The organism is Micromonospora sp. NPDC005298 (genome assembly GCF_040607375.1).
GTDB lineage: Bacteria > Actinomycetota > Actinomycetes > Mycobacteriales > Micromonosporaceae > Micromonospora.
The window spans coordinates 19,900-46,319 of sequence record NZ_JBEXGP010000008.1 but is presented as its reverse complement, the minus strand read 5'-3'; the positions used below and the strand labels follow the sequence as shown (position 1 = coordinate 46,319).

The 26,420-nt window shown below is 71.3% G+C and carries 27 protein-coding genes and 1 pseudogene; 21 read left to right on the top strand and 7 right to left on the bottom strand.

Features of this window, described 5'->3' with window-relative positions; translation table 11 throughout:
• The first annotated feature begins 54 nt into the window (after positions 1–54).
• From ABZS77_RS15370 to ABZS77_RS15360, 3 genes are read left to right on the top strand one after another with little or no spacing between them, the layout of a single operon-like run.
• On the top strand, positions 55–2,610 hold the full coding sequence (locus ABZS77_RS15370) for an ATP-dependent Clp protease ATP-binding subunit (RefSeq protein WP_354822866.1): 2,556 nt from the start codon (positions 55–57) through the stop codon (positions 2,608–2,610).
• Positions 2,607–2,816 carry a hypothetical protein gene (locus tag ABZS77_RS15365; protein ID WP_354822864.1) on the top strand — a complete coding sequence of 70 codons (210 nt, stop codon included), beginning with the start codon at positions 2,607–2,609 and terminating at the stop codon, positions 2,814–2,816. The genes ABZS77_RS15370 and ABZS77_RS15365 overlap by 4 nt, the downstream gene beginning before the upstream one ends.
• Entirely contained in the window at positions 2,816–3,166 is a 351-nt protein-coding gene (locus ABZS77_RS15360) for a DUF3140 domain-containing protein (RefSeq protein ID WP_354822862.1), read from the top strand. Before ABZS77_RS15365 ends, ABZS77_RS15360 begins: the two co-directional genes overlap by 1 nt.
• Positions 3,167–3,226: 60 nt before the next feature.
• Here ABZS77_RS15360 and ABZS77_RS15355 read toward each other — a convergent pair whose 3' ends face one another.
• The 3 genes from ABZS77_RS15355 to ABZS77_RS15345 all read right to left on the bottom strand — a co-directional run bounded on the left by ABZS77_RS15355 (position 3,227) and on the right by ABZS77_RS15345 (position 5,197).
• Positions 3,227–3,472, bottom strand: a complete 246-nt coding sequence (locus ABZS77_RS15355) for a hypothetical protein (protein ID WP_354822860.1) — start codon at positions 3,470–3,472, stop codon at positions 3,227–3,229.
• Positions 3,473–3,540: 68 nt separating this feature from the next.
• On the bottom strand, positions 3,541–4,512 hold the full coding sequence (locus ABZS77_RS15350; RefSeq protein ID WP_354822858.1) for a LysR family transcriptional regulator: 972 nt from the start codon (positions 4,510–4,512) through the stop codon (positions 3,541–3,543).
• 82 nt (positions 4,513–4,594) lie between these two features.
• Positions 4,595–5,197: a hemerythrin domain-containing protein gene (locus tag ABZS77_RS15345; RefSeq protein WP_354822856.1), complete on the bottom strand. Its 603-nt coding sequence runs from the start codon at positions 5,195–5,197 to the stop codon at positions 4,595–4,597.
• 160 nt (positions 5,198–5,357) lie between these two features.
• On the opposite strand from ABZS77_RS15345, the gene ABZS77_RS15340 reads away from it, so the two are divergent.
• Both ABZS77_RS15340 and ABZS77_RS15335 read left to right on the top strand, forming a co-directional pair.
• The gene (locus tag ABZS77_RS15340; protein ID WP_354822854.1) at positions 5,358–6,665 is read left to right on the top strand and encodes a M20/M25/M40 family metallo-hydrolase; all 1,308 of its coding nucleotides are present in this window, start codon (positions 5,358–5,360) and stop codon (positions 6,663–6,665) included.
• Positions 6,666–6,723: 58 nt separating this feature from the next.
• Positions 6,724–7,386: a hypothetical protein gene (locus ABZS77_RS15335; protein WP_354822852.1), complete on the top strand. Its 663-nt coding sequence runs from the start codon at positions 6,724–6,726 to the stop codon at positions 7,384–7,386.
• Between the two features lie 45 nt (positions 7,387–7,431).
• On the opposite strand, the gene ABZS77_RS15330 is transcribed toward ABZS77_RS15335, so the two are convergent.
• Positions 7,432–7,623: a DUF5703 family protein gene (locus tag ABZS77_RS15330; protein WP_053655860.1), complete on the bottom strand. Its 192-nt coding sequence runs from the start codon at positions 7,621–7,623 to the stop codon at positions 7,432–7,434.
• Positions 7,624–7,704: 81 nt separating this feature from the next.
• On the bottom strand, positions 7,705–8,676 hold the full coding sequence (locus ABZS77_RS15325; RefSeq protein ID WP_354822851.1) for an aldo/keto reductase: 972 nt from the start codon (positions 8,674–8,676) through the stop codon (positions 7,705–7,707).
• Positions 8,677–8,853: 177 nt separating this feature from the next.
• Here ABZS77_RS15325 and ABZS77_RS15320 point away from each other — a divergent pair, with 177 nt between their 5' ends.
• The 16 genes and pseudogenes from ABZS77_RS15320 (at position 8,854) to mshC (ending at position 24,420) form a co-directional block, all read left to right on the top strand.
• Positions 8,854–9,906, top strand: coding sequence for an LLM class F420-dependent oxidoreductase (locus ABZS77_RS15320; protein ID WP_354822849.1), 1,053 nt, complete (start codon positions 8,854–8,856; stop codon positions 9,904–9,906).
• Positions 9,903–10,739, top strand: a complete 837-nt coding sequence (locus tag ABZS77_RS15315; RefSeq protein WP_354822847.1) for an undecaprenyl-diphosphate phosphatase — start codon at positions 9,903–9,905, stop codon at positions 10,737–10,739. Before ABZS77_RS15320 ends, ABZS77_RS15315 begins: the two co-directional genes overlap by 4 nt.
• A 182-nt stretch (positions 10,740–10,921) precedes the next feature.
• Positions 10,922–12,367 (top strand): sugar porter family MFS transporter, encoded by a 1,446-nt coding sequence (locus ABZS77_RS15310; RefSeq protein WP_354822845.1) that lies wholly within the window; start codon positions 10,922–10,924, stop codon positions 12,365–12,367.
• A gap of 169 nt (positions 12,368–12,536) precedes the next feature.
• Positions 12,537–12,839 (top strand): urease subunit gamma, encoded by a 303-nt coding sequence (locus tag ABZS77_RS15305; RefSeq protein WP_354822843.1) that lies wholly within the window; start codon positions 12,537–12,539, stop codon positions 12,837–12,839.
• Between the two features lie 41 nt (positions 12,840–12,880).
• A pseudogene (locus ABZS77_RS15300) lies at positions 12,881–13,216 on the top strand (urease subunit beta); the annotation flags it as partial.
• Positions 13,217–13,389: 173 nt separating this feature from the next.
• Positions 13,390–15,108, top strand: coding sequence for an urease subunit alpha (locus tag ABZS77_RS15295; protein WP_354822841.1), 1,719 nt, complete (start codon positions 13,390–13,392; stop codon positions 15,106–15,108).
• 60 nt (positions 15,109–15,168) lie between these two features.
• Positions 15,169–15,732 carry an urease accessory protein UreE gene (gene ureE / locus ABZS77_RS15290; protein WP_354822839.1) on the top strand — a complete coding sequence of 188 codons (564 nt, stop codon included), beginning with the start codon at positions 15,169–15,171 and terminating at the stop codon, positions 15,730–15,732.
• A gap of 22 nt (positions 15,733–15,754) precedes the next feature.
• Positions 15,755–16,432, top strand: coding sequence for an urease accessory protein UreF (locus tag ABZS77_RS15285; protein WP_354822837.1), 678 nt, complete (start codon positions 15,755–15,757; stop codon positions 16,430–16,432).
• Between the two features lie 43 nt (positions 16,433–16,475).
• Positions 16,476–17,105, top strand: a complete 630-nt coding sequence (ureG, locus tag ABZS77_RS15280; RefSeq protein WP_354822835.1) for an urease accessory protein UreG — start codon at positions 16,476–16,478, stop codon at positions 17,103–17,105.
• A complete protein-coding gene (locus ABZS77_RS15275) occupies positions 17,102–18,019 on the top strand; it encodes an urease accessory protein UreD (RefSeq protein WP_354822833.1) in 918 nt (305 codons plus the stop codon). Before ureG ends, ABZS77_RS15275 begins: the two co-directional genes overlap by 4 nt.
• A gap of 18 nt (positions 18,020–18,037) precedes the next feature.
• On the top strand, positions 18,038–19,063 hold the full coding sequence (gene yut / locus ABZS77_RS15270) for an urea transporter (protein WP_354822831.1): 1,026 nt from the start codon (positions 18,038–18,040) through the stop codon (positions 19,061–19,063).
• 25 nt (positions 19,064–19,088) lie between these two features.
• Complete coding sequence (locus ABZS77_RS15265) at positions 19,089–20,759, top strand: ammonium transporter (protein ID WP_354822829.1); 1,671 nt, start codon at positions 19,089–19,091, stop codon at positions 20,757–20,759.
• Between the two features lie 66 nt (positions 20,760–20,825).
• Positions 20,826–21,530, top strand: a complete 705-nt coding sequence (locus ABZS77_RS15260; RefSeq protein WP_354822827.1) for an MSMEG_4193 family putative phosphomutase — start codon at positions 20,826–20,828, stop codon at positions 21,528–21,530.
• Positions 21,531–21,717: 187 nt separating this feature from the next.
• Positions 21,718–22,299 (top strand): DUF3090 domain-containing protein, encoded by a 582-nt coding sequence (locus tag ABZS77_RS15255; RefSeq protein WP_030332806.1) that lies wholly within the window; start codon positions 21,718–21,720, stop codon positions 22,297–22,299.
• Positions 22,296–23,114 carry an SCO1664 family protein gene (locus ABZS77_RS15250; protein WP_354822825.1) on the top strand — a complete coding sequence of 273 codons (819 nt, stop codon included), beginning with the start codon at positions 22,296–22,298 and terminating at the stop codon, positions 23,112–23,114. Before ABZS77_RS15255 ends, ABZS77_RS15250 begins: the two co-directional genes overlap by 4 nt.
• Before the next feature lie 67 nt (positions 23,115–23,181).
• Positions 23,182–24,420, top strand: coding sequence for a cysteine--1-D-myo-inosityl 2-amino-2-deoxy-alpha-D-glucopyranoside ligase (gene mshC, locus ABZS77_RS15245; RefSeq protein ID WP_354822823.1), 1,239 nt, complete (start codon positions 23,182–23,184; stop codon positions 24,418–24,420).
• 154 nt (positions 24,421–24,574) lie between these two features.
• Here the strand turns inward: mshC and ABZS77_RS15240 are convergent, their stop codons facing one another.
• Together ABZS77_RS15240 and ABZS77_RS15235 are read right to left on the bottom strand one after the other, a co-directional pair.
• Entirely contained in the window at positions 24,575–25,366 is a 792-nt protein-coding gene (locus ABZS77_RS15240; RefSeq protein ID WP_354822821.1) for a GntR family transcriptional regulator, read from the bottom strand.
• A gap of 123 nt (positions 25,367–25,489) precedes the next feature.
• Positions 25,490–26,359: a PAC2 family protein gene (locus tag ABZS77_RS15235; protein WP_139586737.1), complete on the bottom strand. Its 870-nt coding sequence runs from the start codon at positions 26,357–26,359 to the stop codon at positions 25,490–25,492.
• Between the last annotated feature and the right edge of the window lie 61 nt (positions 26,360–26,420).

Here is a 26,420-nt window from a genome sequence, read left to right as displayed (position 1 = left end):
CCCGCGCCGGGTAGCCCCTGCCGACCGTGCCGCGCCCGACTGCGGAGGACAGACATGATGGGACCCGGTGACCTCGGCTCCGACCCGTGGGACGAATTCCTGGCCCGATACTTCGGCCGGGGTGAGGGAGGACGCCGACCGCCGCACCGGGTCGACATCACCCGCCTGATGACCGCCGACGCCCGGGAGATGCTGGCCGACGCGGCCCGCCGGGCGGCGCAACGGCACAGCAGCGACCTGGACACCGACCACCTGCTCTGGGCGGCGCTGCAACGCGAACCCCTGCGGGACCTGGTCCGGCGGGCCGGGGCCGACCCGGACACCCTGCTCAACGCGCTCGGTGGGAAGGGCGACGGCGCGCCGCGGGGCGAGGTGCCGCCCAACCTGTCGTTGACCCCGGCAGCCAAGCGGGCGCTGCTCGACGCCCACCAGCTGTCCCGGGCGATGGGCGCCAACTACATCGGCCCCGAACACATCCTCATGGCGCTGCCGCTCAACCCGGAGTCGCCGGCCGGCCGGATGCTGGCCGCCGGCCGGATCCAACCCGAGTCGTTGCAGGCCGCCAACGCCGAGCGTGGCCCGATGAACGGTCCGAAGCCGGACCGCGGCACCCCCACCCTCGACCAGTATGGGCAGGACCTCACCGACCTGGCCCGCAACGACCAGATCGACCCCGTCATCGGACGGGCCGACGAGATCGAGCAGGCCGTCGAGATCCTCTCCCGGCGCACCAAGAACAATCCGGTGCTGATCGGCGAGGCCGGCGTCGGCAAGACCGCGATCGTCGAGGGCCTGGCCGAGCGCATCTGCGACGGGGACGTGCCGCAGACCCTGCTCGGCAAGCGGGTCGTCCAACTCGACCTGGCCGGCCTGGTCGCCGGCACCCGCTACCGGGGTGACTTCGAGGAGCGGCTGAAGAAGGTGATCGACGAGATCCGGGCACACCGGGACGAGCTGATCATCTTCATGGACGAGATCCACACCCTGGTCGGCGCGGGTGGCGCCGGCAGCGAGGGCGGCATGGACGCGTCGAACATGCTCAAGCCGGCCCTGGCCCGCGGTGAGCTGCGCGTCATCGGCGCCACGACCCTCGACGAGTACCGCAAGAGCATCGAGAAGGACGCCGCGCTGGCCCGGCGCTTCCAGCCGGTGCTGGTGCCCGAACCCGGAGTCGACGACACGATCGCCATCCTGCGCGGGCTGCGCGACCGGTACGAGGCACACCACCAGGTGCGCTTCACCGACGAGGCGCTCGTCGCCGCCGCCGAGCTGTCCGACCGGTACGTCACCGACCGCTTCCTGCCGGACAAGGCCATCGACCTGATCGACCAGGCCGGCGCGCGGGTGCGACTGCGCACCCGCACCCCGGCGTCCGACGTGCGCGAGCTGGAACAGGAACTCGACGAGGTACGCCGGGACAAGGAACAGGCGGTCACCGACGAGCAGTACGAGCGCGCCTCGGCGCTGCGCGACCGGATCTCCGAGCTGGAGGAGGAGATGCGCCGCGCCAACGGCGACGACGGCTCCACCTCGCAGGTGCCGGAGGTGGGCCCGCAGGAGATCGCCGAGGTGGTCTCGCGGGCCACCGGCATCCCGGTCAGCCAGCTCACCGAGGAGGAACGCGACAGGCTGCTGCGCCTGGAGGGCCACCTGCACGAGAAGGTCGTCGGCCAGGACGACGCGGTCACCGCGGTCGCCGAGGCGGTCCGCCGCTCCCGCGCCGGGCTGGCCGACCCGGAGCGTCCGATGGGCAGTTTCCTGTTCCTCGGCCCGACCGGTGTCGGCAAGACCGAGCTGGCCCGCGCGCTGGCCGAGGCGCTGTTCGGCGAGGCGGACCGGATGGTGCGGGTCGACATGAGCGAGTTCCAGGAACGGCACACGGTCAGCCGGCTGGTCGGCGCCCCGCCCGGGTACGTCGGCTACGAGGAGGCCGGTCAGCTCACCGAGGCGGTACGCCGCCGCCCGTACGCGGTGGTGCTGCTCGACGAGATCGAGAAGGCCCACCCGGACGTGTTCAACATCCTGCTCCAGGTGCTCGACGACGGGCGGCTGACCGACAGCCAGGGCCGCACGGTGAACTTCAAGAACACCGTACTGATCATGACGAGCAACCTCGGCTCGGAGCTGATCACCGGCACCCAGCGGGCCGTCGGGTTCGGCACCGGCGCGCCCGGCAGCGAGCAGGAGAACGACGAGCTGCGCGAACGGCTCATGCGCCGCCTCCAGGAGAACTTCCGGCCGGAGTTCCTCAACCGCATCGACGAGGTGATCATCTTCCGCCGGCTGGAGGCCGAGCAACTGCGCGACATCACCGCGCTGCTGCTGGAGGAGACCCGCCGCCGGCTGCACGCCCAGGACATCCAGGTGGAGTTCACCACCGCCGGCATCGACTGGCTGGCCGAGCACGGGTACCAGCCGGAGTTCGGCGCCCGCCCGCTGCGCCGGGTGATCCAGCGCGAGGTGGACAACCACCTGTCCCGGATGCTGCTGGAGTCGTCGATCTCGCCCGGTCAGAAGGTCACCGTGGACGCCCGCGACGGGGCGCTCACCTTCGACGTCGTCGCGGGCGAGCGGGGGTACACCGCCGCCACGACGACACACCCGCGATGAGCGGGGCGCGACGAGGCGAGACCGAGGAGCCGCACGAGCACGCGGGCTCCGAGCAGACCCGGGACGAGGACGATCATCCCGACCCGATCCTGGCCTCGCCCACGGCGAACCCCCGCCGGACGCGGGTGCCGCCGGAGGGCCTGCACCCGAAGGCCGACCAGGACGACACCGAGACGACCGACCGCCCCTTGCGAGAGGAGACCTGATGGTACGCGAAGCCCGGCTCGACCCCGAGGTGGAAGTGCTCTGGGAGGACTTCCACGCCGAGGTCAACGTCCCGTCGGAGCAGTTGCGCACGTGGCTGCTGACCCGGGGGTCCGGTGAGGAGTCGTTCGGGTCCAACCCGACCCTCGACCTGCCCCAGCCGGGGCGGGAGATCCTCAAGGTGCTCAACAAGCGCAAGGTCGACCTCACCCCGGAGGACATCGAGGTGATGCGCGAGGCGGTCGAGCGGATCCGGGAGCTGATGGACGCCAAACCGTCACGCGGCAACGCCGACGACAGCTGGCGGCACTCGCTGCTCGACCTGGGCCACGACCCGCTCGTCGAACGCTGACACCGCGCCACGACGCGGGCGGCGCCGTCCCGGACCGGGTACGGCGCCGCCCGCGTCGTCCTACTGGCCCCGGTCGGGCTCCAGGCTGCCGATGGTCAGCCCCGCCGCGTCGGCCGCGGCGTCCCGGTCGCCACGGGTCTGGTCCTCGCGGCTGAGCAGATTGGCGTACTCGGTGACGTCGGCCGGGTCGGGCACCTCCGGCAGGCGGCGCAGGAACGCCTCCACCTCGCGGGTGGCGGCGGTGTGCGCGGCGGCCGCCTGGCGCAGCAGTTCCCGGTCGTCGGCGGGTGGGTAGAGGTCCGTCATGGTCGGCGCTTACCCCGCCAACGGGCGTTCGCACCGCCGCCGGCGGGCCATCACCCGCCCGGGTGGGCTCACACCCCGCTGGGCTGGCGCACCCCGAACCCCGGGTTGCGCAGCAGCCAGTCCAGGTAGGTGGGGTGCGGCGCCAGCGAGTCGGTGTACGCCGCCTTGGCCATCTGCAGCACCAGCGGGGCGCTGCGGGCCGCGGGGGAGTCCGGGTGCCAGCCCAGCAGCAGCCGCCAGCGCAGCGGGACCCCGGCCAGCCGGCGGGTGACCAGCCCCGCCACCGGCCGGAACGTGGCCTGGCACAGCGCCACCGCCACGCCGGCCTCCACCAGGTCGACGCAGCCGCGGATGTCGGTCTCGTACACCTTGCGCGGAGCGAAACCGGCGCGGGCGCAGGCGGCGGCGAAGCAGTCGCTGAAACAGCCGTCACCCGGTGCCGCCACCCACTGCTCGTGGCGCAGGTCGGCCAGGCGTACCTCGTCGTGGTCCGCCCGGGGGTGGGTCTCGGGCAGCAGTACCAGCACCGGGTCGACGGACACCTCCCGCCAGCGCAACCCGAACCCGACGGACGGGCTGGCGTCGCCGCACACACCCGCCAGCGCGAAGTCCAGCCGACCGCCCGCGACCAACTGCGCCAACTCGTCCACCGACCAGGAGGCGTACGTGGTGATCTGGGCGGGTGGATGCTCGGCGGCCAGCCGGTGCACCAGCCGGCCCAGGATCGGGCTGTTCACCCCGCCGAACCGGTAGCACGGCGGCGCGTCGCCGGAACCGGCCAACCGGGCCGCCTCGTCCTGCAACCCCTTCATGGCCGGCAGCAGCACCCGGGCCCGGGCCAGCACCAGCTCACCGAGCGCGGTGGGACGCGCGCCGCGCCGGTCCCGGTCGAACAGCGGACCGCCGAGTGTCCGTTCGATCCGCTGAAGCTGGGCGGTGAGCGCCGGCTGAGCCAGGCCGAGCGCCGACGCCGCCTTGGTCACGCTCCCCGTCTCCGCGATCGCGCAGACCACCCGCAGGTGACGCAACTCCAGGTTCATACCGTGACGGTAGGACTACGCCGCAGTCGGCGGAAGAGCCTGAAGGGATCGGTGAGATTGAATGCACAGGCGGTGTCGCCGATCAGCCGCGCGGCGGCTCCGGTAGGTCCGCCAGGTAGGTGGGCCGCCGGGTCACCGCGTCGCGGACCTTGTCCACCACACCCACCGCCGGCTCGACGATCCGGTTCCACGGCGGTGTCGCCGGGGTGCCCGGATGCGGCCGGGTCGGTGCCGCCTCCTCGGCGATCTCCAGCCGGTTGCCCAACCGGATCAGCTCCTCCGGGGTGGCCACCGCGCGCAGCTCGGCGACCAGCCCGCCCACCCCCTCGACGTGCCGGCGCACCCGGGCGGCGACCTCGGTCAACGTCTCGTCCGTCAGCCCCTTCAGGACGCCCAGCAGCGCCGCGTCGGCGTCGATCTCGGCGTCCACCCGCCCGTCCGCGTCCGGCAGCGCCGCCCGCGCGGCCGGAAGCAGGTACTGCTCCTCCGCCGACAGGTGCCGCGACAGCGCGGCGGTGAGCACCGCCAGACCCTCCTGCGGCGTGGCGTCCGGGCCCGTCAGCTGGTCCAACAACGTCAGCAGCTGCTCGTGCTCCCGGTCCACGATGTCGGCGATGCTGCGGCCACCGGGCCGGAAACCCTCCTCGGGCGTGGGCGGCAGCGGCGGCAGGGGAACGGCGGACATGGTGCCCTCCTCGACTGGCGGGCGGAAGCTCCGGCAGGGACGTACGGTCGACCGCGGCGATACCCGGACGCGCTCGCGGCGAAACCGGGCCCGTCGATGCGTCCACCCGCGCCGCAGGTGCGCCGGCCCGTCGGCCGGCTCGGGCTGGTATGAAGAGGCGATGACGAGCGAACCCACCGCGGAGGTCGTGGACCTCTGCCGCGACCTGCTGCGTATCGACACCACCAACACGGGGGACAACGACACCAGCGTCGGCGAGCGCTGCGCAGCCGAGTACGTGGCGGAGAAACTCGCCGAGGTGGGCGTCGACTCCGTCCTGCACGAATCCGTCCCGGGACGGGCGAACGTGGTGGCCCGCATCCCCGGCGCCGACCCGAGCCGGGGCGCGCTGCTGGTGCACGGCCACCTGGACGTGGTGCCCGCCGACGCCGACGAGTGGTCGGTGCACCCCTTCTCCGGCGAGGTGCGCGACGGCTACCTGTGGGGTCGGGGCGCCATCGACATGAAGGACTTCGACGCCATGGTGCTCGCCGTGGTGCGGCACTGGCAGCGCACCGGCGTCCAGCCCCCGCGCGACATCGTGCTCGCGTACACCGCCGACGAGGAGGCGGGCAGCGACCACGGCGCGCGGTTCCTGGTGGAGAACCACCGCGACCTCTTCGACGGCTGCACCGAGGCGATCGGCGAGGTCGGCGGCTTCTCCTACTCGGTGAACGACAACCAGCGGCTGTACCTCATCGAGACCGCCGAGAAGGGCCTCGACTGGCTGCGGTTGCACGCCAAGGGCCGACCCGGGCACGGCTCGATGGTGCACGACGACAACGCCGTCACCGCGCTCGCCGAGGCCGTCGCCCGGATCGGCCGGCACCGCTTCCCGGTCGTGGTCACCGACACCGTGCGGGCGTTTTTGGAGGAGGTGTCGGACCTGCTCGGCGTCGAGCTGGACCCGAACGACCCGGAGACGGCCATCGCCAAGCTCGGCCCGATCGCCAACATCATCGGCGCGACCATCCGCAACACGGCCAACCCGACCCGGCTCAGCGCCGGCTACAAGGACAACGTCATCCCCGGCCGGGCCACCGCCACCATCGACTGCCGCAGCCTGCCCGGCCAGTCCGAGCTGCTGGAACGGCAGCTGCGCGAGCTGGTCGGCCCGGACATCGCCATCGAGTACGTCCAGCGCCAGCCGGCCCTGGAGACCACGTTCGACGGCGACCTGGTCGAGGCCATGTCGGCGGCACTGCGCGCAGAGGACCCCGGCGCGCGTCCCGTTCCGTACATGCTCTCCGGCGGCACCGACGCCAAGGCGTTCTCGCAGCTCGGCATCCGCTGCTTCGGTTTCGCCCCGCTGCGGCTGCCCGCCGATCTGAACTTCTCCGCGTTGTTCCACGGCATCGACGAGCGCGTTCCGGTCGACGGACTACAGTTCGGCGTGCGGGTTCTCGACCGGTTCCTCCGCACCTGCTAGCCGTGTCCGGTAGCTGCACCCGGCGCGTTACCTCCCCATCGTGAAGGGACTGCCCCACATGACCGACCAGCACGGTGAGCTGGACGCCGCTCTCGAGCGGGTGATCGAAGCGGCCCGTCACCACCTGGCCGCCGTACGTGCCGCGCAGGGCCGCGTCGACGACGACGACGTCTGGCAGGCGTACGTGGCGTTGAACAACGCCTCCTTCGCGTACGACGAGCGTCTGCTCGACGCGTTCGGCGAGGTGACGCCGTGGGACGTCGACTCGATCGACCCGGACGAGGCCGACGAGCGTTTCGGCGGCCCCGAGGGGTCCGAGGCCAGCGACCCGCACCCCCGCGTCATCTCGGTGCGTCAACGCCGCGACTACCGGGTGCCGAGCGTCTCGGCGCTGCTGCGGGTCGCCGAGGCGGCCCGCCGCGAGGGCACCCCGGAGGACGACGAGCCGGCGCCGGTGGAGGGCGTCGGCGAGGCGGTGCTGGAGCTGCTGCAGAGCGGCGACGGCTCGCTCGGCGCGCTTGACGTGCCCGAACTGGAACCCCTCGACGGCGTGGTCATGGTCAGCGAGGTGGGCACCCCGGTCGACCTGGAGTCGTTCGACGACGACGACGCGGTCGGCCCGTTCCAGCCGGCGGCCGACGACCGGCTGGTCGGGCGACTCGACGAGCACCCGTTCATGGAGCTCGACGACGACCACGACCACGCCGGGCACCAGCACTAGGTGGTCCGACGCCCGGGGCCCGTCGCGGCCCCGGGCGTCACCCGTTCAGTAGGACAGGCCCGGCTGCGGCTGGTTGACCCGTCGACGGCGCAGCACCACCTGCCGCGTGCCGTCGCGGAACAGCCGCACCCGGGCCAGCTCCCATCCGGAGAACTCCGCCTGGATCGCCAACTGCGCCGCGGCGGTCAACCGGTCGACGTTCGGCGGCAGCCGCAGCGGCGCGTACTCGTAGTCCATGTCACCCATGCTGCCCAGCCCAGCGGCCGTCCGCCACCCCTTGCGGGGTGATCGACGCCGCTGCCGTGCCGGGCCGGCGGGTCAGCCGTCGCGCTCCGGGTAGCCCACCGGGACGGCGGAGACGTCGTCCAACGCGGTGATGATCTCCTCGGGGAGGGTGATCCGTTCCACCTGGAGCGCGCCGAGCAGTTGGCCCACCGTCCGGGCGCCGAGGATCGGCGCGGTCACGCCCGGCCGGTCCCGGATCCACGCCAGCGCCACCTCCAGCGGCGACACGCCGAGCCCGCCGGCCGCCGTCGCCACCGCCTCCACGATGCTGGAGCAGCGCGGCTCCAGGTACGTCGCCACGAACCGCTCGAAGTGTGGCGAGGCGGCGCGCGAGTCCGCGGGACGGCCGTGCCGGTACTTGCCGGTGAGCACTCCCCGGCCCAGCGGCGACCAGGGCAGCACGCCGAGGCCGAGCGCGTCGCAGGCGGGCAGCACCTCCCGCTCGACGCCCCGCTCCAGCAGCGAGTACTCCACCTGGGAGGCCACCACCGGCGCCCGGCCCGGCCAGGCGGTCTGCCAGGCGGCGGCCCGCGCGGTCTGCCAGCCGGAGAAGTTCGACACGCCGACGTAGCGGACCTTGCCGCTGGCCACCGCGTGGTCCAGGGCGGCCAGGGTCTCCTCAAGCGGGGTGTCCGGGTCGTACCCGTGCACCTGGAACAGGTCGACGTGGTCGGTGCCGAGGCGGCGCAGCGACGCCTCCAGGGTCCGCAGCAGGTGCCCGCGGGACCCGTCCCGACGCCGGCCGCTGCCCGGGCGCAACCCGGCCTTGGTGGCGATCAACAGCTCGTCGCGGGGGACGAGGGAGCCCAGCAGCGAGCCGATCACCGACTCGGCGTCACCGTCGCCGTACACGTCGGCGGTGTCGATCAGGTTGCCGCCCGCGTCCAGGTAACTCTTCAGCTGGGCGGCCGCGTCGTCGGCGTCGGTGTCCCGACCCCAGGTCATGGTGCCGAGCGCGAGCCGGGAAACCGCCAGCCCGCTTCGGCCGAGCGGTCGCTGTTGCATGGGTGAACCTTATTTCGAACCTGCCGCCACGGATATCCTCGCTCCCGTATCTCTGCCGGTTCCGCCGTCACGGGCTGCCGTGATGGAGGGGGGACCAAAGGTGTCGAGCCGGTGATCGGGTCCGTTACCGGCATTGCGTAACCTGATGCGACCTGTGCCACGGATGGGGGAGGACCAGTGCGACTCGGGCTCAGCCTCGGATACCAGACGGCGTGGAGCACGCCGGCCGACCACCTGGCGTTGGCCCAGGAGGCGGACCGGCTCGGCTACTCGGTGGTGTGGGCGGCGGAGGCTTACGGCTCCGACTCGCCAAGCATGCTCGCCTGGATGGCCGGCCAGACCGAACGGATCGACGTCGGCGCTGCGGTGATGCAGATCCCCGCCCGTACGCCGGCGGCCACGGCGATGACCGCGGCCACCATCGACGCGCTCTCCGGCGGCCGGTTCCGGCTCGGCCTGGGCGTGTCCGGCCCGCAGGTCTCCGAGGGCTGGCACGGGGTGCGCTTCGCCAAGCCCCTCGCGCGGACCCGCGAGTTCGTCGACATCGTCAAGCTCGCCATCGCCCGCAAGGAGGTGGCGTACGACGGCGAGCACTACACGCTGCCGCTGCCGGACGGACCCGGCAAGGCGCTGCGGTTGGGCTTCCACCCGCCCCGCGAGCACATCCCGATCTACCTGGCCGCGGTCGGCCCGAAGAACCTGGAGCTGGCCGGCGAGATCGCCGACGGCTGGCTCGCCGTGTTCTACGCCCCGGAGTTCGCCGACGAGCAGCTCGCCTCCGTCGCCGCCGGACGTGCGAAGGTCGGCAAGGAGCTGGCGGGTTTCGACGTGGTGCCGTCGGTGCCCGTGGTGATCGGCGACGACGTGGCGTCCTGCGCCGAGCTGGTCCGCTGGTACGCCGCCCTCTACGTGGGTGGGATGGGCAGCCGGCAGCAGAACTTCTACAACCAGCTCGCCACCCGGATGGGCTACGGCGACGCCGCCCGCGAGGTGCAGGACCTGTACCTGGCCAAGCGGCAGCGCGACGCGGCCGCCGCCGTGCCGATGGAGTTCATCGACCGCACCTCGCTGCTCGGCCCGAAGGAGCGCGTCGCCGAGCGGATGCGGGAGTACGCCGCCGCCGGCGTCACCACGCTGTCGGTGTCGCTGTTCGTGGCCGACCGGGACAGCGGCGTGCAGACCCTGCGGACCGTCGCCGAGGCGCTGGACCTCTCGGGAGTCGGCGAGTGACCTGGGTCGAGGCCATCGTCCTGGGCATCGTCCAGGGACTGACCGAGTTCCTTCCGGTCAGCTCGTCGGGGCATCTGCGGATCACCTCGGCGATCTTCTTCGACCGTGACGCCGGGGCGTCGTTCACGGCTGTCACGCAGCTCGGCACCGAGGCGGCCGTGCTGATCTACTTCGCCAAGGACATCTGGCGGATCACCCGGACGTGGCTTGTCGGGATCAGGGACTCCTCGGTGCGTTCCAGCCTCGACTACCGGATGGGCTGGTACGTGATCGTCGGCTCGATCCCGATCGGGCTGTTCGGTTTCGTGTTCAAGGACCAGATCAAGACGGCCGGACGCAACCTGTGGGTGGTGGCGACCACCCTGATCGTGTTCGCGTTCGTGCTGGCGTTCGCCGAGTACTGGGGGCGGCAGACCCGTACGTTGGAGAACTTCCGGATGAAGGACGGCGTGGTGATGGGGTTCGCCCAGGCCATGGCGCTGGTCCCCGGAGTCTCCCGGTCGGGTGGCACGCTCACCGCCGGTCTGCTGCTCAACCTGACCCGGGAGGCGGCGGCTCGGTACTCGTTCCTGCTGGCCATCCCGGCGGTGGTGATGTCCGGCGTGTTCAGCCTCGGTGACGTCTTCGAGCCGTCCGCTCCGGGCACGTCGGTGCCCACTGTGGCCCAGACGCTCGTGGCGACGGTGATCGCCTTCGCCATCGGTTACGCGGCCATCGCGTGGCTGCTGCGCTACGTCGCGCACCACACCCTGTACGTCTTCGTGCTGTACCGGGTCGCGCTGGGCACCCTGGTCCTCGCGCTGCTGATGACCGGCACGATCAGCGCCACCTGATCCGTCCGTTGCCGCGCCGGCCTCCGCTCCCCGCCCGGGGACCGGGGGCCGTCGCGTTTCCGGGGTGCCGGGCGGGTGCGCCCCGCACTTCGGTGCATTTTTGCTCAATCGCCACAGAGCGCACCTAGTCTTTCCCTGTCGGGGTCGACGTCCCGGACGAGACGCGCGGGAGAGGGGCGAGGGTGACCGCCAGCGGCGCGAGGCGCGGGCGGGACAGGCCGCCACGGCGCAACCTCATCGCGGTCCTGGCGATCGTCGCGCTGTCCGGCGCGTTCTTCGGCTACGACCAGGGCGTCATCAGCGGGGCGCTGCGCGACATCCGGCAGACCTTCGACGCGAACACCTTCGCCGTCGAGGTGGCGGCGAGCTGGGTGACCCCCGGGGCGCTGGTGGGCGCGCTGCTCGGTGGTCACCTGGCGGACCGGATCGGTCGCCGGGGCGCGCTGTGGGTCGCCGCCGTCGCGTTCGCGGTGGGCACCCTCGTCCAGGCGTTCGCGCCGGTGATCGGGGTCATGTTCGGCGCCCGGCTGATCCTGGGTCTGGGCATCGGGGTCGCCTCGGTCGCCGGCCCGATGTACGCGGCGGAGGCCGCGCCGCAACGGATCCGCGGCAGCCTGCTGGCGCTCTACCAGTTCTCCACCACGTTCGCCATCTTCATCGGCTACCTGGCCGACGAGCTGTTCGAGGCGGGCAACTCGTGGCGTTACCTGCTCGCGGCGGCGGTGCTGCTGGGTGCGGCCCTGGCCCTGGTGACCACCGTGATCCCCGACTCCGCCGTCTGGTACGTCGGGCGGGGCGACAAACGCCGGGCGGAGGCCTCGCTCAAGGCGACCGTGCCGCAGCGCAAGGTGCCCGAACGGCTGCACGCCATCGAGGAGAGCCTCGCGGCCGGCAAGGCGGGTTGGCGGGAGGTGCTCTCGCACGAGTGGCGGCGTCCGTTGGTGCTGGGTGTGGGCCTGGCCCTGTTCCAGCAGTTGACCGGGATCAACGGGATCATCTACTACGCCGACTCGATCTTCTCGGCCGCCGGGTTCCACACCCCCCAGGCGCAGCTGGCCGCGACCACCTGGTCGATCGGCGCGGTCGACTCGCTCTTCACGCTGGTCGCGGTCGCGTTCCTGGACCGGCTCGGTCGACGGCCGTTGCTGCTGGTCGGGCTGCTGGGCATGGCGGTGTCGCTCGTGGTGGTCAGCGTCAGCTTCGCGAAGATGGACCCGTCGGCGCAGACCGCCGGAGCGACCGGGCACCATCCCACCGACGCGGGCATCTTCCTGCTGGTGGGCGTGGTCCTGTTCGTGGCGTTCTACGCGATGTCGATCGGCCCCACCGCCTGGACGGTCATCAACGAGATCTTCCCGGGGCGGATCCGGGGCCGGTGCGTGGCGATCGCCTCGGCCACGCACTGGGGTTCGGAGTACCTCATCACCCAGTTCTTCCTGACCCTGCTCGACACCCTGGGGCGGTCGGGGGTCTTCGCGCTGTTCGCCGGCACCTGTGTGCTGGGCTTCCTGTTCGTGTGGCGGTACCTGCCGGAGACCAGGGGCAAGACCCTCGAACAGATCCAGCGGATGTGGCAGACCGACGATCAGGCCCGTGGTCCGCACCGTGCCGGCGGCGGGTCTCGCTGATTCCGGTTTCTGACCCGCGAGGCCAGGAACCAGGCGTACTTTCGAACCGAAGCCGCCCAAAACGGATCTCTAGGACAAAGCGCCCTATTGGGGTAGAGCCTTCGCTCACCCGGCGCCGACTCCGCTCGGGACGGCGGCCCCTGACCGACAGTCACGAAGGACCAGGACAGTGCATCTGACACCAAGGGAATTCGACAAGCTGACGATCCTCTCGATGGCCGTCGTCGCCAACGCCCGCAAGGCCCGGGGGGTGAAGCTCAACCACCCCGAGGCCGTCGCGGTGATCTGCGCCGCCGCACTGGAGGGCGCCCGGGACGGCAAGACCGTGGAAGAGGTCATGAACGACGCGCGCAGCACTCTCAGCGCCGACGACGTGATGCCGGGCGTGCCCGACATGCTGCCCATGATCCAGGTCGAGGCCGTGTTCACCGACGGCTCCCGACTGATCACCGTGCACTCACCGATCCAGTAGGCGCACCAGCGCAGAGCGGTCTCCAGGAAGGCGGAGCAGACATGACCAAGCAGCATCCCGGGCCCAACTCGAAGCATCTGCGACCCATCGGCGGCTACGTCCTGAGTGACCAGCCGCTGGAGTTGAACGAGGGCCGACCGGTGACGGAGGTCGTCGTCCAGAACACCGGCGACCGACCGATCCAGGTCGGCTCGCACTTTCACTTCTTCGAGGTCAACCGCATGCTCGCGTTCGATCGCGAGGCCGCCTTCGGCAAGCGGCTGAACATCCCCGCGACGACGTCGATCCGTTTCGAGCCGGGCGACAAGAAGACGGTGCAGCTCATTCCCTTCGGTGGCCTGCAGCGCGTGTACGGGTTCAACGGGCTGGTCCAGGGGTGGACCGGCAGCCAGTCGGCGCCGAGCTACCGGCCGGACCGGACTGAGGCGATCCACAACGCCAAGACCCGGGGCTTCAAGTTCGGCCCGGAGAAGCAGGACGACTCCAAGGGCGACAAAAAGTAGATCCACTATCCCCGCAGGGCTGCCAGCCTCGGGCAGGAGATGATTCGATGAGCCAGATATCTCGGCAAGAGTATTCGGGAATGTTCGGCCCGACGACGGGTGACCAGATCAGGCTGGGCGACACCGACCTGTACATCGAGATCGAGAAGGATCTCCGGGTCCTCGGCGACGAGGTGATGTACGGCGGGGGCAAGACCCTGCGCGACGGCATGGGCGTACAGAACCAGTACACGAACGCCGAGGGCGGCCTGGACCTGGTCATCACCAACGTGACGATCGTCGACGCGACCCTCGGGGTGGTCAAGGCCGACGTCGGGGTCAAGAACGGCAGGATCGCCGGCATCGGCAAGGCCGGGAACCCGAACACCATGGACGGTGTGACGCCCGACCTGGTCACCGGTCCGGGCACCGAGGCGATCTCCGGCGAGCATCTCATCCTGACCGCGGGTGGCATCGACGCGCACGTGCACCTGGTGACGCCGTTCCAGGCGCAGGCGGCCCTGAGCAACGGCGTCACCACCCTCTGGGGTGGCGGCACGGGCCCGACGGACAGCACCAACGGCGTCACCATCACCCCCGGCCCCTGGAACATCCAGGCGATGATGCGGGCCTTCGAGACCATCCCGGTCAACATCGGCCTGATGGCCAGGGGTAACAGCACCGGCCGCGCGCCGCTGGTGGAACAGATCATGGCGGGCGCGCCGAGCTTCAAGATCCACGAGGACTGGGGTGCGCCGCCGGCGGTGATCCGGGCCTGCCTGGACGTCGCCGACGAGTTCGACGTGCAGGTCAGCATCCACACGGACACCCTCAACGAGAGCGGCTACCTGGAGGACAGCGTCGCCGCGTTCGAGGGCCGGACGATCCACACCTTCCACACCGAGGGCGCCGGTGGTGGGCACGCGCCGGACGTCATCAAGATCGCCAGCCAGATGAACGTGCTGCCCAGCTCGACCACGCCGACCGTGCCGTACGGCATCAACAGCCAGGCCGAGCTGTACGACATGATCATGGTCTGCCACAACTTCAACCCGAAGGTCCCCTCCGATGTGGCCTTCGTGGAGAGCCGCATCCGGACCGAGACGATCGCCGCCGAGGACGTCCTGCTCGACGAGGGCGTCATCTCGATGATGCAGAGCGACTCGCAGGCCATGGGACGCGTCGGGGAGACGTGGCTGCGGACCATCCAGCTCGCCGGGCAGATGAAGATCGCGCGCGGCAAGCTCGCCGAGGACTCCAGCGCCAACGACAACTTCCGGGTGCTGCGGTACGTCGCCAAGATGACCATCAACCCGGCCATCACCCAGGGCATCTCGCACGTGGTGGGCTCGGTGACCCCGGGCAAGATGGCCGACCTGGTGCTCTGGGAGCCAGCCTTCTTCGGCACCAAGCCGAAGATGGTCCTCAAGGGCGGCATGATCGCCTGGTCGATCATGGGCGATCCGAACGCCTCGCTGCCGACGCCGCAGCCGGTCTACTACCGACCGTCCTTCGGCGCGATGGGCAGCCAGCTGGCCAAGAACTGCGTCACCTTCGTGTCCCGCGCCGCACACGAGGCCGGGGTCGCCGAGCAGCTCGGCCTGCAACGGCAGGTCATGCCGGTGTACCGGACCCGGAGCCTCACCAAGCGCGACATGGTCCGCAACGACCGGACCCCGAAACTCGAGGTCGACCCGGAGACCTTCGCGGTGACGATGGACGGCGTGCACGCGACAGTGCCGCCGGCCCGGAACCTGCCCCTGAGCCAGCTCTACTTCTTCAGCTGACCCCCGGAACGCCCCGCGCCGCCCCGCGTGGTCGCGGCGCACCATGGAAAGGAGACGCCCGTGCTCGTCGAATCGGTGCTGGGCAACATGAACGAACCGGACTGGACGCTCCGGCTGAAGGAAGCGCGCATCGACGACCTGGTCCTGGACCAGTGGGACGCCCAGAAGAGCCGGATCCGCAAGATGACCAGTTCCGGGGCGGAACTGTCCGTCGCGCTGGCCCGGGGGGTCCGGCTGCGCGACGGCGACATCCTCGCCTGGGACGACCTGAGCGCCACCGCGGTGGTGGCCCGGGTGCAGTTGGGCGAGGTGATGGTGGTCCACCTCGACAGGTTGCGTGGCGAGTCGGCGGAGCTGCTCATCCGCTCGGCCGTCGAACTCGGTCACGCGATCGGCAACCAGCACTGGCCGGCCGTGGTGAAGGGCACCAGGATGTACGTCCCGCTGACCGTGGACCGCAAGGTCATGGACTCGGTGATGCGCACCCACGCGTTCACCGGCATCACCCACGAGTTCGTCCCCGGCACCGAGGTAATCGCGTACCTCGCGCCGCACGAGTCGCGGCGGCTGTTCGGTGGCGCCGACTCGACGCCGCACTCCCACCTTCCAGCCGACCTCAACTGAGCGGGGCCGGACGGTGCGCACGATGGCGGAGACCCTGAAGCTGCTGCAGTTCGGTGACTCGGTCTTCCCGGTCGGGGCCTTCTCCTTCTCCAACGGGCTGGAGATGGCCGTCGAGCACGGCGTGGTGCACGACCGGACGACTCTTCAGGACTTCGTCCGGACGGTCACCCGGCTCGCCGCCACGGCAGACGGGGTGGCCCTGCTCGCCGGTCACCGGGGCGCCCGTGCCGGCGACCTCGACCGGATCCGGCAGGCCGACGAGGCCGTGCACGTCCGCAAGATCAACGAAGAGATGCGCACCATGTCGGTCCGGATGGGCCGCAAGCTGGCCGAGGCCTCGACCCGGATCGTCGGCGAGACGCTGCTCAAGAAGCGGATCGACGAGTCGGCGAACGGGGTGCCGGTCACCTATCCGGTCGCGCTCGGCGTGGTCTTCGCCGACCTCGGTGTCGGCGAGGAGGACGCGTTCGCGGCCCACCAGTACGGCGCGGCCTCGACGGTGCTCAGCGCCGCCATCCGGTTGATGCGGGTCGACCACCTCGACGCGCAGTCGATCCTCTTCGCGGTCAACGAGCGGGTCACCGACGACTACCGCGAGGTGCGCACCGCGAGCCTCGACGACATGCAGACCTTCGGACCGCACGCCGACGTGCTCGCCGCCGCGCACCAGCACGTGCACGTGCGGATGTTCATGAGCTGAACCGCATTTCCCAGACACGTAGCAAGGAAGGACAGGTCACCGCATGAAGTCGGCAAGTCGTATCGGAGTGGGCGGCCCGGTGGGCAGTGGCAAGACCGCGATCATCGAGGCGGTCGTGCCACGACTCGTGGAGAACGGGCTGCGAGTCCTGGTGATCACGAACGACGTGGTCACCACGGAGGACGCGAAGCACGTCCGGCGGGCGCTCACCGGCGTCCTGGTCGAGGAGCGCATCATCGGGGTGGAGACCGGGGCCTGCCCGCACACGGCCGTGCGGGAGGACCCGAGCATGAACCTCGCCGCCGTGGAGGACATGGAGTCCAGGTTCCCGGACAGCGACGTGGTGCTGATCGAGAGCGGCGGTGACAACCTCACCCTGACCTTCAGCCCCGCCCTCGTGGACTACTTCATCTACGTCATCGACGTCGCCGCCGGCGACAAGATTCCGCGCAAGAACGGCCCGGGGATCTCCAAGTCCGACATCCTCGTGATCAACAAGACCGACCTGGCGCCCTACGTGGACGCCGATCTCGACCTCATGGCGAGGGACGCGGACGTGACGCGCAACGGCAAACCGGTCATGTTCACCAACTGCAAGACCGGCGAGGGCATCGACGACCTCGTCTCGTTGATCCGCCGCAACGCGCTCTTCGACGCCGAAGTGGTCGCATGATCTCACTGGACACTGCCCGGGAGCTGGCGCCGTACCAGGACCAACCGGCCCAGCTACCCGCGGCGTCCAACGGCAAGGTCGGGATCCTGCGCCTGGGGTTCGAGCGGCGCGGTGACCGCACGATCCTGCGCGACCTCTTCCGGCAGTCGCCGCTGCTGGTGCAGCGCGCGCTCTACTGGGACGAGGAGATGCCGGACCTGCCCTGCGTCATGATCCTCACCACCTCCGGGGGCGTCCTGCAGGGGGACCGCCTCCAGATGGACGTCACCCTGGCGCCCGGCAGCCAGGCGCACCTGACCACCCAGGCCGCCACCAAGATCCAGCAGATGGACGCGAACTACGGGACGCAGGTCCAGCGGTTCACCCTGGGCGAGGACACCTACCTGGAGTTCCTCCCGGAACCCGTGATCCCCTACCGGGCCAGCCGGTTCGTCACCGACACCCGGGTGTGCCTGCCGGAGAACGCCACGATGCTGTACGGCGAGATCCTGCAACCCGGGCGCAAGTACTACCGCGACGGCGAGCTCTTCGCGTACGACCTCTTCTCCTGCTCCCTGCGGGCGGAGCGTCCCGACGGCCGGGCGCTGTTCGTCGAGAAGTTCGTGGTGTCCCCGAAGGATTTCGGCGTGGCGCGGGTCGGGGTCATGGACCGCTTCCACATCTTCGGCAACGTCGTGCTCCTCACCGACCCCGAACGGGCGGCGCGGGTCTTCGAGCGGACCTCGGCACCGGTGTGGGACGAGCGGACCCCGCTGGCCAGTGCCGTCGGCCGGCTGCCGAACGACGCGGGTCTCATCTTCAAGGTCCTGGGTCAGGAGACCGAGCCGGTTCGCGCCGCGGTACGCGCCTTCTGCGTGGCCGCCCGCGAAGAGGTGACCGGCCGGAGCTTCCCGCAAGCGTTCAGCTGGCGTTGAGATGGCGAGGAGAAGTCCGTGACCGCAGTGGCACACCGGTGGGACAGGCTGGGTGACGGCAACCCGCTGGTCGGGTTCGTCGACGCCTGCCTGCGCGGGCCGGCGCAGGTCCTGCTCCAGAACAACCCGCTCACCGGCGTGCTGGTCCTCGTCGCGGTCGCCTGGGGTGCGTTCGAGAACGGGCAGCCACGGGTCTTCGGGGGTGGCGTCGTCGGCCTCGTCGTCGGCACCGCCACGGCACTCGCCCTGCGGGTGGACGAGGGATCCCTGCGCAAGGGGCTGTTCGGCTTCAGCCCGTTCCTGACCGGCATCGCCGTGCCGACGTTCCTCGACCAGCGGCCGTTGATGTGGCTCTACCTGGTGCTCGGCGCGATCGGTACGACAGTGGTCACCCTTGCCCTGAACGCGATCTTCAAGACCTGGGGGCTGACCGCGTTCACCATGCCGTTCGTGCTGACCACCTGGGTGCTGCTGCTGGCCGCGTACCAGTTCGACCGTTTCACGGTGCTGACCAACCTCAAGCCGATGTTCCCCGGTGAGGGGCAGCTGACCGGTGGCCGCTTCGACTGGGACCTGATCCCCACCTTCCTGCGCGGGGTGTCCCAGGTCTTCCTGATCGACAGCTGGGTCACCGGGTTGATCCTCCTGGTGGCGCTGCTGGTCAACTCCCGCTGGTCGGCGCTCTTCGCGGTGCTCGGCAGCGTCGTGGCGACCCTGCTGGCGCTCTGGTTCGGCGCCGACGCGACCTCGCTGGACAAGGGCCTGTTCGGCTTCAACGCGGTGTTGACGGCGATCGCGGTGGGCGCGGTGCTGCACCGCCCCGGCGCGCTGGTGACCCTCTACACCCTCTTCGGCATCGCCCTGACGCTGTTCGTGCAGATGGCCCTGGCCACCGTGCTCACCCCGCTGGCCATCCCCGTCCTCACCGGACCCTTCAACATCGCCACCTGGCTGCTGCTGCTGCCCAAGCGGCACTTCGCGCCGGTGCCCAACCACGAACGCGCCAGGGAGACCGTCGTCTCGACGGTGAAGCACTCCGTCTGACCGTACCGAGAAAGAGGTGAGGTCCATGCTCGCTCAGCAAGCGGTCGACTCGGGCGACACCGCCTGGGTGCTCGTCTGCACCGGCCTGGTGCTGTTCATGACGCCGGGCCTGGCCGCCTTCTACGGCGGGATGGTCCGCACCCGCAACGTGCTCGCCATGTTGCAGCAGAACATGATCGCGTTGGGCGTCGTCAGCCTGACCTGGGTGCTGGTGGGCTACACCATCGCCTTCGGCGACGACGCCGGCAGCGGCCTGCTGGGCAACTTCGAACTCTTCGGGCTCACCAACCTCGGCGTGCCGCCGGCACCCCACCTGCACGTGGTCGCCGGCCAGGTGACCGTCCCCACCCTGGCGTTCGTGGCGTACCAGATGATGTTCGCGGTGATCACCCCCGCGCTGGTCACCGGCGCCACGGCCGGCCGGCTGAAGTTCCTCGGCTGGGTGGTCTTCCTGGCCGTGTGGTCCATCGTGGTCTACGCGCCGATCGCCCACTGGCTCTGGCACCCCGACGGTTGGCTGGCCCGGTTCGGCACCCAGGACTGGGCCGGCGGCATGGTGGTGCACGCCTCGGCGGGCGCGGCAGTCCTGGCCGTCCTGCTGGTCGTCGGCCGTCGCCGGGGCTGGCCGCACACCGCAGCCCCGCCCAACTCCATCCCGCTGACCATCCTCGGGGCGGGCATCCTGTGGTTCGGATGGTTCGGCTTCAACGGCGGCGACGGGCTCCAGGCCAACGGCGTCGCCGCCCAGGCGGTGATCAACACCCACCTCGCGGCGGCCGCCGGCATGCTCGTCTGGCTGGTCGCCGAGCGGGCCAAGGACGGTCACAGCACCGTCGTGGGCGGCGTCTCCGGTGCCGTCGCGGGCCTCGCGACGATCACCCCGGCCGCCGGGTACGTCAACACGCTCTCCGCCATCGCCATCGGCGCGATCGCCGGCATCGTCTGCCACACCGCCCTGCGCCTGAAGTACCTGCTGCGGCTCGACGACGCGCTCGACGTCCTCGCCGTGCACTTCGTCGGCGGCATGCTGGGTTCGCTCCTGGTCGGGTTCTTCGGCAACGCCGGCACCAACCCGCTCGGCAAGGACGGGCTCTTCTTCGGCGGCGGCGGTTCGCTGCTGTGGCACCAGATCGTCGGCGTGGTCGTCGTGGTGGCCTTCTCCTTCGTGCTCAGCTGGGCGATCGCCGCCGCCGTGCAGGCGACCCTCGGACTCCGCGCCCCCGTCGACACGCAGGACGACCTCGACCACGCCCAGCAGGGCGCTGACGCGTACCACCTGGGCGGCGTCGCGGCGCTCAACGGCACCGGCGCGCCCGAACGTCGCCGCCGGACCGGCGGAGACCGTTCCGCCCCCCGTCCCGCCGGCCCGAACCCGACCGGCCAGCCGGCCCGGCTGGTCACCGCCACGGTGGACCCGGCGCGCCTGCCGACCACCCGCGAGCTGCGCGAGGCCCTGCTCGGGGCGGGTGCCACGTCCATCGTCGTCTTCGACGCGACGGTCTCCACCGCCGAGCCAGCCGCCCGTGCGCTGCCCCGGGGCTACTGGCAGGACCAGGATCTGCTGGACCGCGCCCGGGTCGAGGTGGTCGCGCCCCAGGGGGCGGTGTCCGCGGTGCTCGTCGTGCTCGACGGGTACGGCGCCGACCGGTCGGACAGTTTCGTGCAGGATGTCCAGCCCGCCACGGACGTACGGTGACGTGCCCCGCGAGGTCCGCGCATGCCGGCGGGAACGTCGGTCGGGGGCAGGTCATAGGGTGATCCCGTGGCGACCCTTCTGCTTCTGCGACACGGCCGGACCACCGCGAACGCCGACGGTGGGCTGGCCGGCCGTCAGCCCGTCGAGCTGGACGACACGGGCCGGGCCCAGGCGACCGCCGTGGGCGAGCGCCTGCGGGCGGTGCCCCTCGCGGCGGTGGTGACCAGCCCGTTGATCCGCTGCCGGCAGACGCTGGAGCTGGCACTCCCGCAGGCCGCTCCGGTGGTGGAGGAAGGGTTCATCGAGTGCGACTACGGCAGCTGGGAGGGCCAGCCGCTCAAGAAGCTGGCCAAGGAACCGCTCTGGCCGGTGGTCCAGCAGCACCCGAGCGCCGCGGTGTTCCCCGACGGCGAGGCGATGGCGGCGATGGCGGCCCGTGCCGTGGCGGCCGTCCGCGCCTGGGACGCCCGGATCACCGCCGAACACGGGGCCGAGGCGGTGTGGCTGGCGTGCAGCCACGGCGACGTGATCAAGGCGATCGTGGCGGACGCGCTCGGCGTACACCTGGATCTCTTCCAGCGGATCGTGGCCGACCCGGCGTCGGTGACCGCGATCCGGTTCACGCCGCTGCGGCCGTTCCTGGTCCGGCTCAACGACACCGGCGGCGACCTGGCCGCGCTGGTGCCGCCGCCGGCCAAGCGGCGCCGGCGCGCGGCGCGTGCCACCGACTCGGACGCGGCGGTCGGCGGCGGGGCCGGTGCGTCCCGGTGAAGCACGTCACGACGCCCGGCCACCGTGGCGCGACAGGCCCCCGCGGCGTCGTGGTCGACGCGCCGACGGTCAGCCCGGTCGCCGCCACGCCCGGGTGCGACCCCTGGTACGCCGGGCGCGCCGCCCTCGCGGCGATTCGGGTCGGTGGGGTGCGCGGCGCCCTGGCGGGCCGGATAGGGTCGTGGGTATGACCCACCAGGTGCACGCCTTCGAACCGCCGGAGCGGTTCGTCGCCGGGACCGTCGGGCCGCCGGGGGAGCGCACGTTCTTCCTCCAGGCCCGCGGCGGCGGCAGGCTGGTCAGCGTCGCGCTGGAGAAGGTCCAGGTCTCCCTGCTCGCCGAGAAGCTGGAGGAGCTGCTCACCGAGGCCCAGCGTCGCTTCGGGGTCGACCTGCCCGAGCTGGCGCCGGTGATCGGCGACAACGAGCCGCTGGACACTCCGGTCGACGAGGAGTTCCGGGTCGGGACCCTCGGGCTGGCCTTCGACGTCGACACCGCGACCGTGGTGATCGAGGCGATCGCGGCGGGCGAGGTCGAGCCCGAGGTCGAGCTGGGCGACGAGGACGACGACGAGGACGACGAGGACGACGACGAGCCGGACGAGGACCTGGACCGGCTCCGGGTCCGGCTCACCCCGCAGGCGACCCGCCAGTTCATCGAGCGGGCGCGGCGTGTGGTGAACGCGGGCCGGCCGCCCTGCCCGCTGTGCGGCCAGCCGTTGGATCCCGCCGGGCACCTCTGCCCGCGGCACAACGGTTACCACCGGTGACCTCGTCCGGCCTCCAGCCTCGCCAGGACGGCGACGCCGCGCTGCGGCTGCTGCGTGACGGCGTGCTCGACCTGGAAGGTCGGCTGGTCGACGCGTCGAACACGACGTTGCGCGGCATCCTGACCCTGGACGGGGTGACCGCCCGCTGCGTCTACAAGCCGGTGCGCGGCGAGCGTCCGCTGTGGGACTTCCCGGACGGCACCCTCGCCGGTCGGGAGGTGTCGGCGTACCTGGTGTCCCGAGCCACCGGATGGGACCTGGTGCCGCCCACCGTGCTGCGCGAGGGCCCGTTCGGCCCGGGGTCCTGCCAGTTGTGGATCGACGAGCCGCAGGACGCGGAGCCGCTCGTCGGTTTCCTGCCCGCCGGGGAGCTGCCGCCGCGCTGGTTCCCGATCGCCGCGGCGCGGGACGACGACGGGGCCGCGTACGCCCTCGCCCACGCCGACGACCCCCGGCTGGCCCGACTCGCGGTCCTCGACGCGGTGATCAACAACGCGGACCGCAAGGGCGCCCACGTGCTCGTCGGCGACGACGACCGGATCTACGGCGTGGACCACGGGGTGTGCTTCCACGTGGAGGACAAGCTCCGCACGGTGCTCTGGGGCTGGGCCGGCAAGCGGTTGCCGCCGGACGCCGTGGAGATGCTCGACGGGCTCGCCGGGCAGCTGTCCGGTGCGCTCGGCGCGGAGCTGGCCGACCACCTGACGATCAGCGAGATCGCCGAGCTGGCCGGCCGCGTCGACAACCTGCGCGAGACCTGCCGCTTTCCGCAGCCGCCGGAGGACTGGCCGGCGATTCCCTGGCCACCCATGTGACCCCGCTGTCATCTTGATCACCCGTACGGCGACGCGGGGCCGTCGTACGGCTGGCTAGGCTGAGGCCATGGAGTCTTGGGCTGGACATGAGGTGCCACGGCTGCCGGGCAGGGGCGAGCCGTTGGCGTTGTACGACTCGGCGCGGCAGGCGGTCCAGCCGAGTGTGCCGGTCGACGCGGGCAGCATGTACGTCTGCGGCATCACCCCGTACGACGCCACCCACCTCGGCCACGCCGCCACCATGATCACGTTCGATCTGGTGCAGCGGATGTGGCGCGACGCCGGCCGTCCGGTGCGCTACGTGCAGAACGTCACCGACATCGACGACCCGCTGCTGGAGCGCGCGGCCCGCGACGGCGAGGACTGGGTGGTCCTGGCGATGCGGGAGACGGCGCTGTTCCGCGAGGACATGGAGGCGCTGCGGATCATCCCGCCGGAGCACTACGTGGGCGCGGTGGAGTCGATCCCGGACATCGTCGACAAGGTCGAGATGCTGCTCAAGGACGGTGCCGCGTACCGCCTCGACGACGGCACCGGCGACGTCTACTTCGACATCTCCGCCACCGGTCGGTACGGCTACGAGTCCAACCTGACCCGCGAGCAGATGCTGGAGATCTTCCCGGAGCGCGGCGGTGACCCGGACCGGGCCGGCAAGCGCGACCCCCTGGACCCGCTGCTGTGGCGCGGCGCCCGCGAGGGTGAGCCGTCCTGGCCGGGTGGCGAGCTGGGCGCGGGCCGCCCCGGCTGGCACATCGAGTGCGCCGTGATCGCCCTGAACCTGCTCGGCGACCGGATCGACGTCCAGGGCGGCGGCAACGACCTGCTGTTCCCGCACCACGAGGCGTCCGCGGCGCACGCCGAGCGGTTGACCGGTCAGGCGCCGTTCGCCGAGCACTACGTGCACGCCGGGATGATCGGCCTGGACGGCGAGAAGATGTCGAAGTCCCGCGGCAACCTGGTCTTCGTCTCGCGGCTGCGCGCCGACAAGGTCGACCCGATGGCGATCCGGCTGGCGCTGATCTCCGGGCACTACCGCAGCGACCGCACGTGGACCGACGAGCTGCTCACGGCCGCACACGAGCGGCTGGACCGTTGGCGCCGGGCCGCCGCTGCGCCCGCCGGGCCGTCCGGAGCCGCGCTGCTGGCCGGGGTACGCGAGCGCCTGGCCGACGACCTGGACACCCCTGGCGCCCTGGCGGTGGCCGACCGTTGGGCCGACGCCACCCTGGCGGGAACAGCGGAAGACCCCGAGGCCCCCATCCTGTTCACGAATACGGTGGACGCCCTCCTAGGCATCCGCCTCTAGACCACCCCACCCCACCCCACCCACCCGGCCCCACCCGGCCCTACCGGGTTGATCATGAGGTTGACGGGCACTTCGATCTCTGTCGGAGCCGTCAACCTCATGATCAACCGGGGCGGGGCAGAGGGGCGGGGCGGGGCGGGGGAGCTGGGCGGTGTCAGCCCAGGACCAGGCCGGGGTCGGGTTCCGGGTCGGGGGTGGGGCCAGGGATCTTGTACTCCTCGGTGAGGGTGGTCATGGGGCCGGGCCAGGTGGCCTGCGCGACCTCGATCGGCTTGCGGTTGGCGTCGTACGCCACGTGCAGCAGGTGCAGCACCGGGGTGTCGGGTCGGATCTGGAGGGTTTCGGCCTCCTCCCGGCTGGGCTGGCGGGCGCTTATCGTGTCGGTGGCCGACACGTACCGCCGGCCGGTGGCCTCCTCGGCCTCCTGGTAGAGGGGCCGGCCGAACGCCACGACGCGTTCCAGTGAGGTGCCCGTGGTGTCGCGGGGCAGGAACCATGAGGCGCCCACTTCGACGGGGGAGTCGTCGGTGCGTACGAGGTGCCGGCGGCAGAGCAGTTCGGTGCCGTCGGGCACTCCGAACGCGTCGGCGACCTCGGCGGGGGCGGGGGAGCGGCCGACCGAGACGAGTTGTTGGCGGTACCGGGCTGCCAGGTCGGTGTGGTAGCCGCGGAAGCCGCCGTACCGGCCTCGGGAGAGCCGGTTGAGTCGGCGCCGGGTGCCCCGGACGTACGTACCGGAGCCGGGTTTGGTGATCAGGATGCCCTCGACCCGTAGCTGGTCGACGGCGCGTTGCACGGTCTGTTTGGCGACGCCGAACATCTCGGCGATGGCCGGGATGGACGGGAGTCGTTCGCCGGGTCCCCAGTCGCCGCGGCGGACCTGGGCCTTGAGCTGCGCGGCGATCTGCCGGTGGGGGAACTCGGCGGCGCCGGGGTTGATCTGCACACCCGCCTCCTTGATCACATCTAGGTTCCTAGGATGCCCTAGAGGGTGTGACGGCGCCACCCTCGACACACGGAAAACGGGCCCCCGGACCACGAAGGTCCAGGGGCCCGCGACAGAACAGTGCTACCAGGAACCGGCGGTGGGGCCAGCCGAACCGCCCCGGCGGCGCAGGTACTTCTCGAACTCCTGGGCGATCTCGTCACCGGTCAACGGGGTGATGCCCTCGTCGCCGACCCGTTCCTCCAGCTCGCGCACGTATTCGCCCAGCTCGGCGTCCTGCTCGGCGGCGCTGCGTACCCGCTGCTCCCACTCGGCGGACTCCTCGGCCAGGTCGGCCATCGGCACCGGCAGGTCGACGACCTCCTCGACCCGGTGCAGCAGGGCGAGGGTGGCCTTCGGGCAGGGCGGGTTGTTGGCGTAGTGCGGCACGTGCACCCAGAACGACACGGCGTCCACCTCGGCGCGGGTGCACGCGTCGTGCAGCACGCCGACGATGCCGGTCGGCCCGTCGTAGCGGGTGGGGGTGAGCTGGTAGCGCTCGGCGGCCTGCGCGTCGGAGGCGCTGCCGCTGATGGGCAACGGCCGGGTGTACGGGACGTCGGCGAGCAACGCCCCGAGCAGCACCACCCGCTCCACCTCGAGGCTGTGGCAGATCTCCAGCACCTGCTCGCAGAACGTGCGCCAGCGCATGCTCGGCTCGATGCCCCGGATCAGCACCACGTCCCGTTCGGTGCCTTCCGGGCTGGCCACCATGAACCGGGTCGTCGGCCACTCCACCCGGCGGGTCTCCCCGTCGGCCATCGTGATCGTGGGTCGGCTGACCTGGAAGTCGTAGAACTCCTCCGGATCCAGTTCGGTGATCTGGCGGGCCTGCCACACCTGCTCCAGGTGCTCGACGGCCGCGGTGGACGCGTCGGCGGCGTCGTTCCAGCCCTCGAACGCGGCGATGGCCACCGGGGACCGCAGCACCGGCAGTCCGTCGAACTCGGTCACGCCGTCACCTCACCCTGCTCGTCGCGGCCGTCTCCGGGACCGCGCCCGGTCGTCGGGCCGT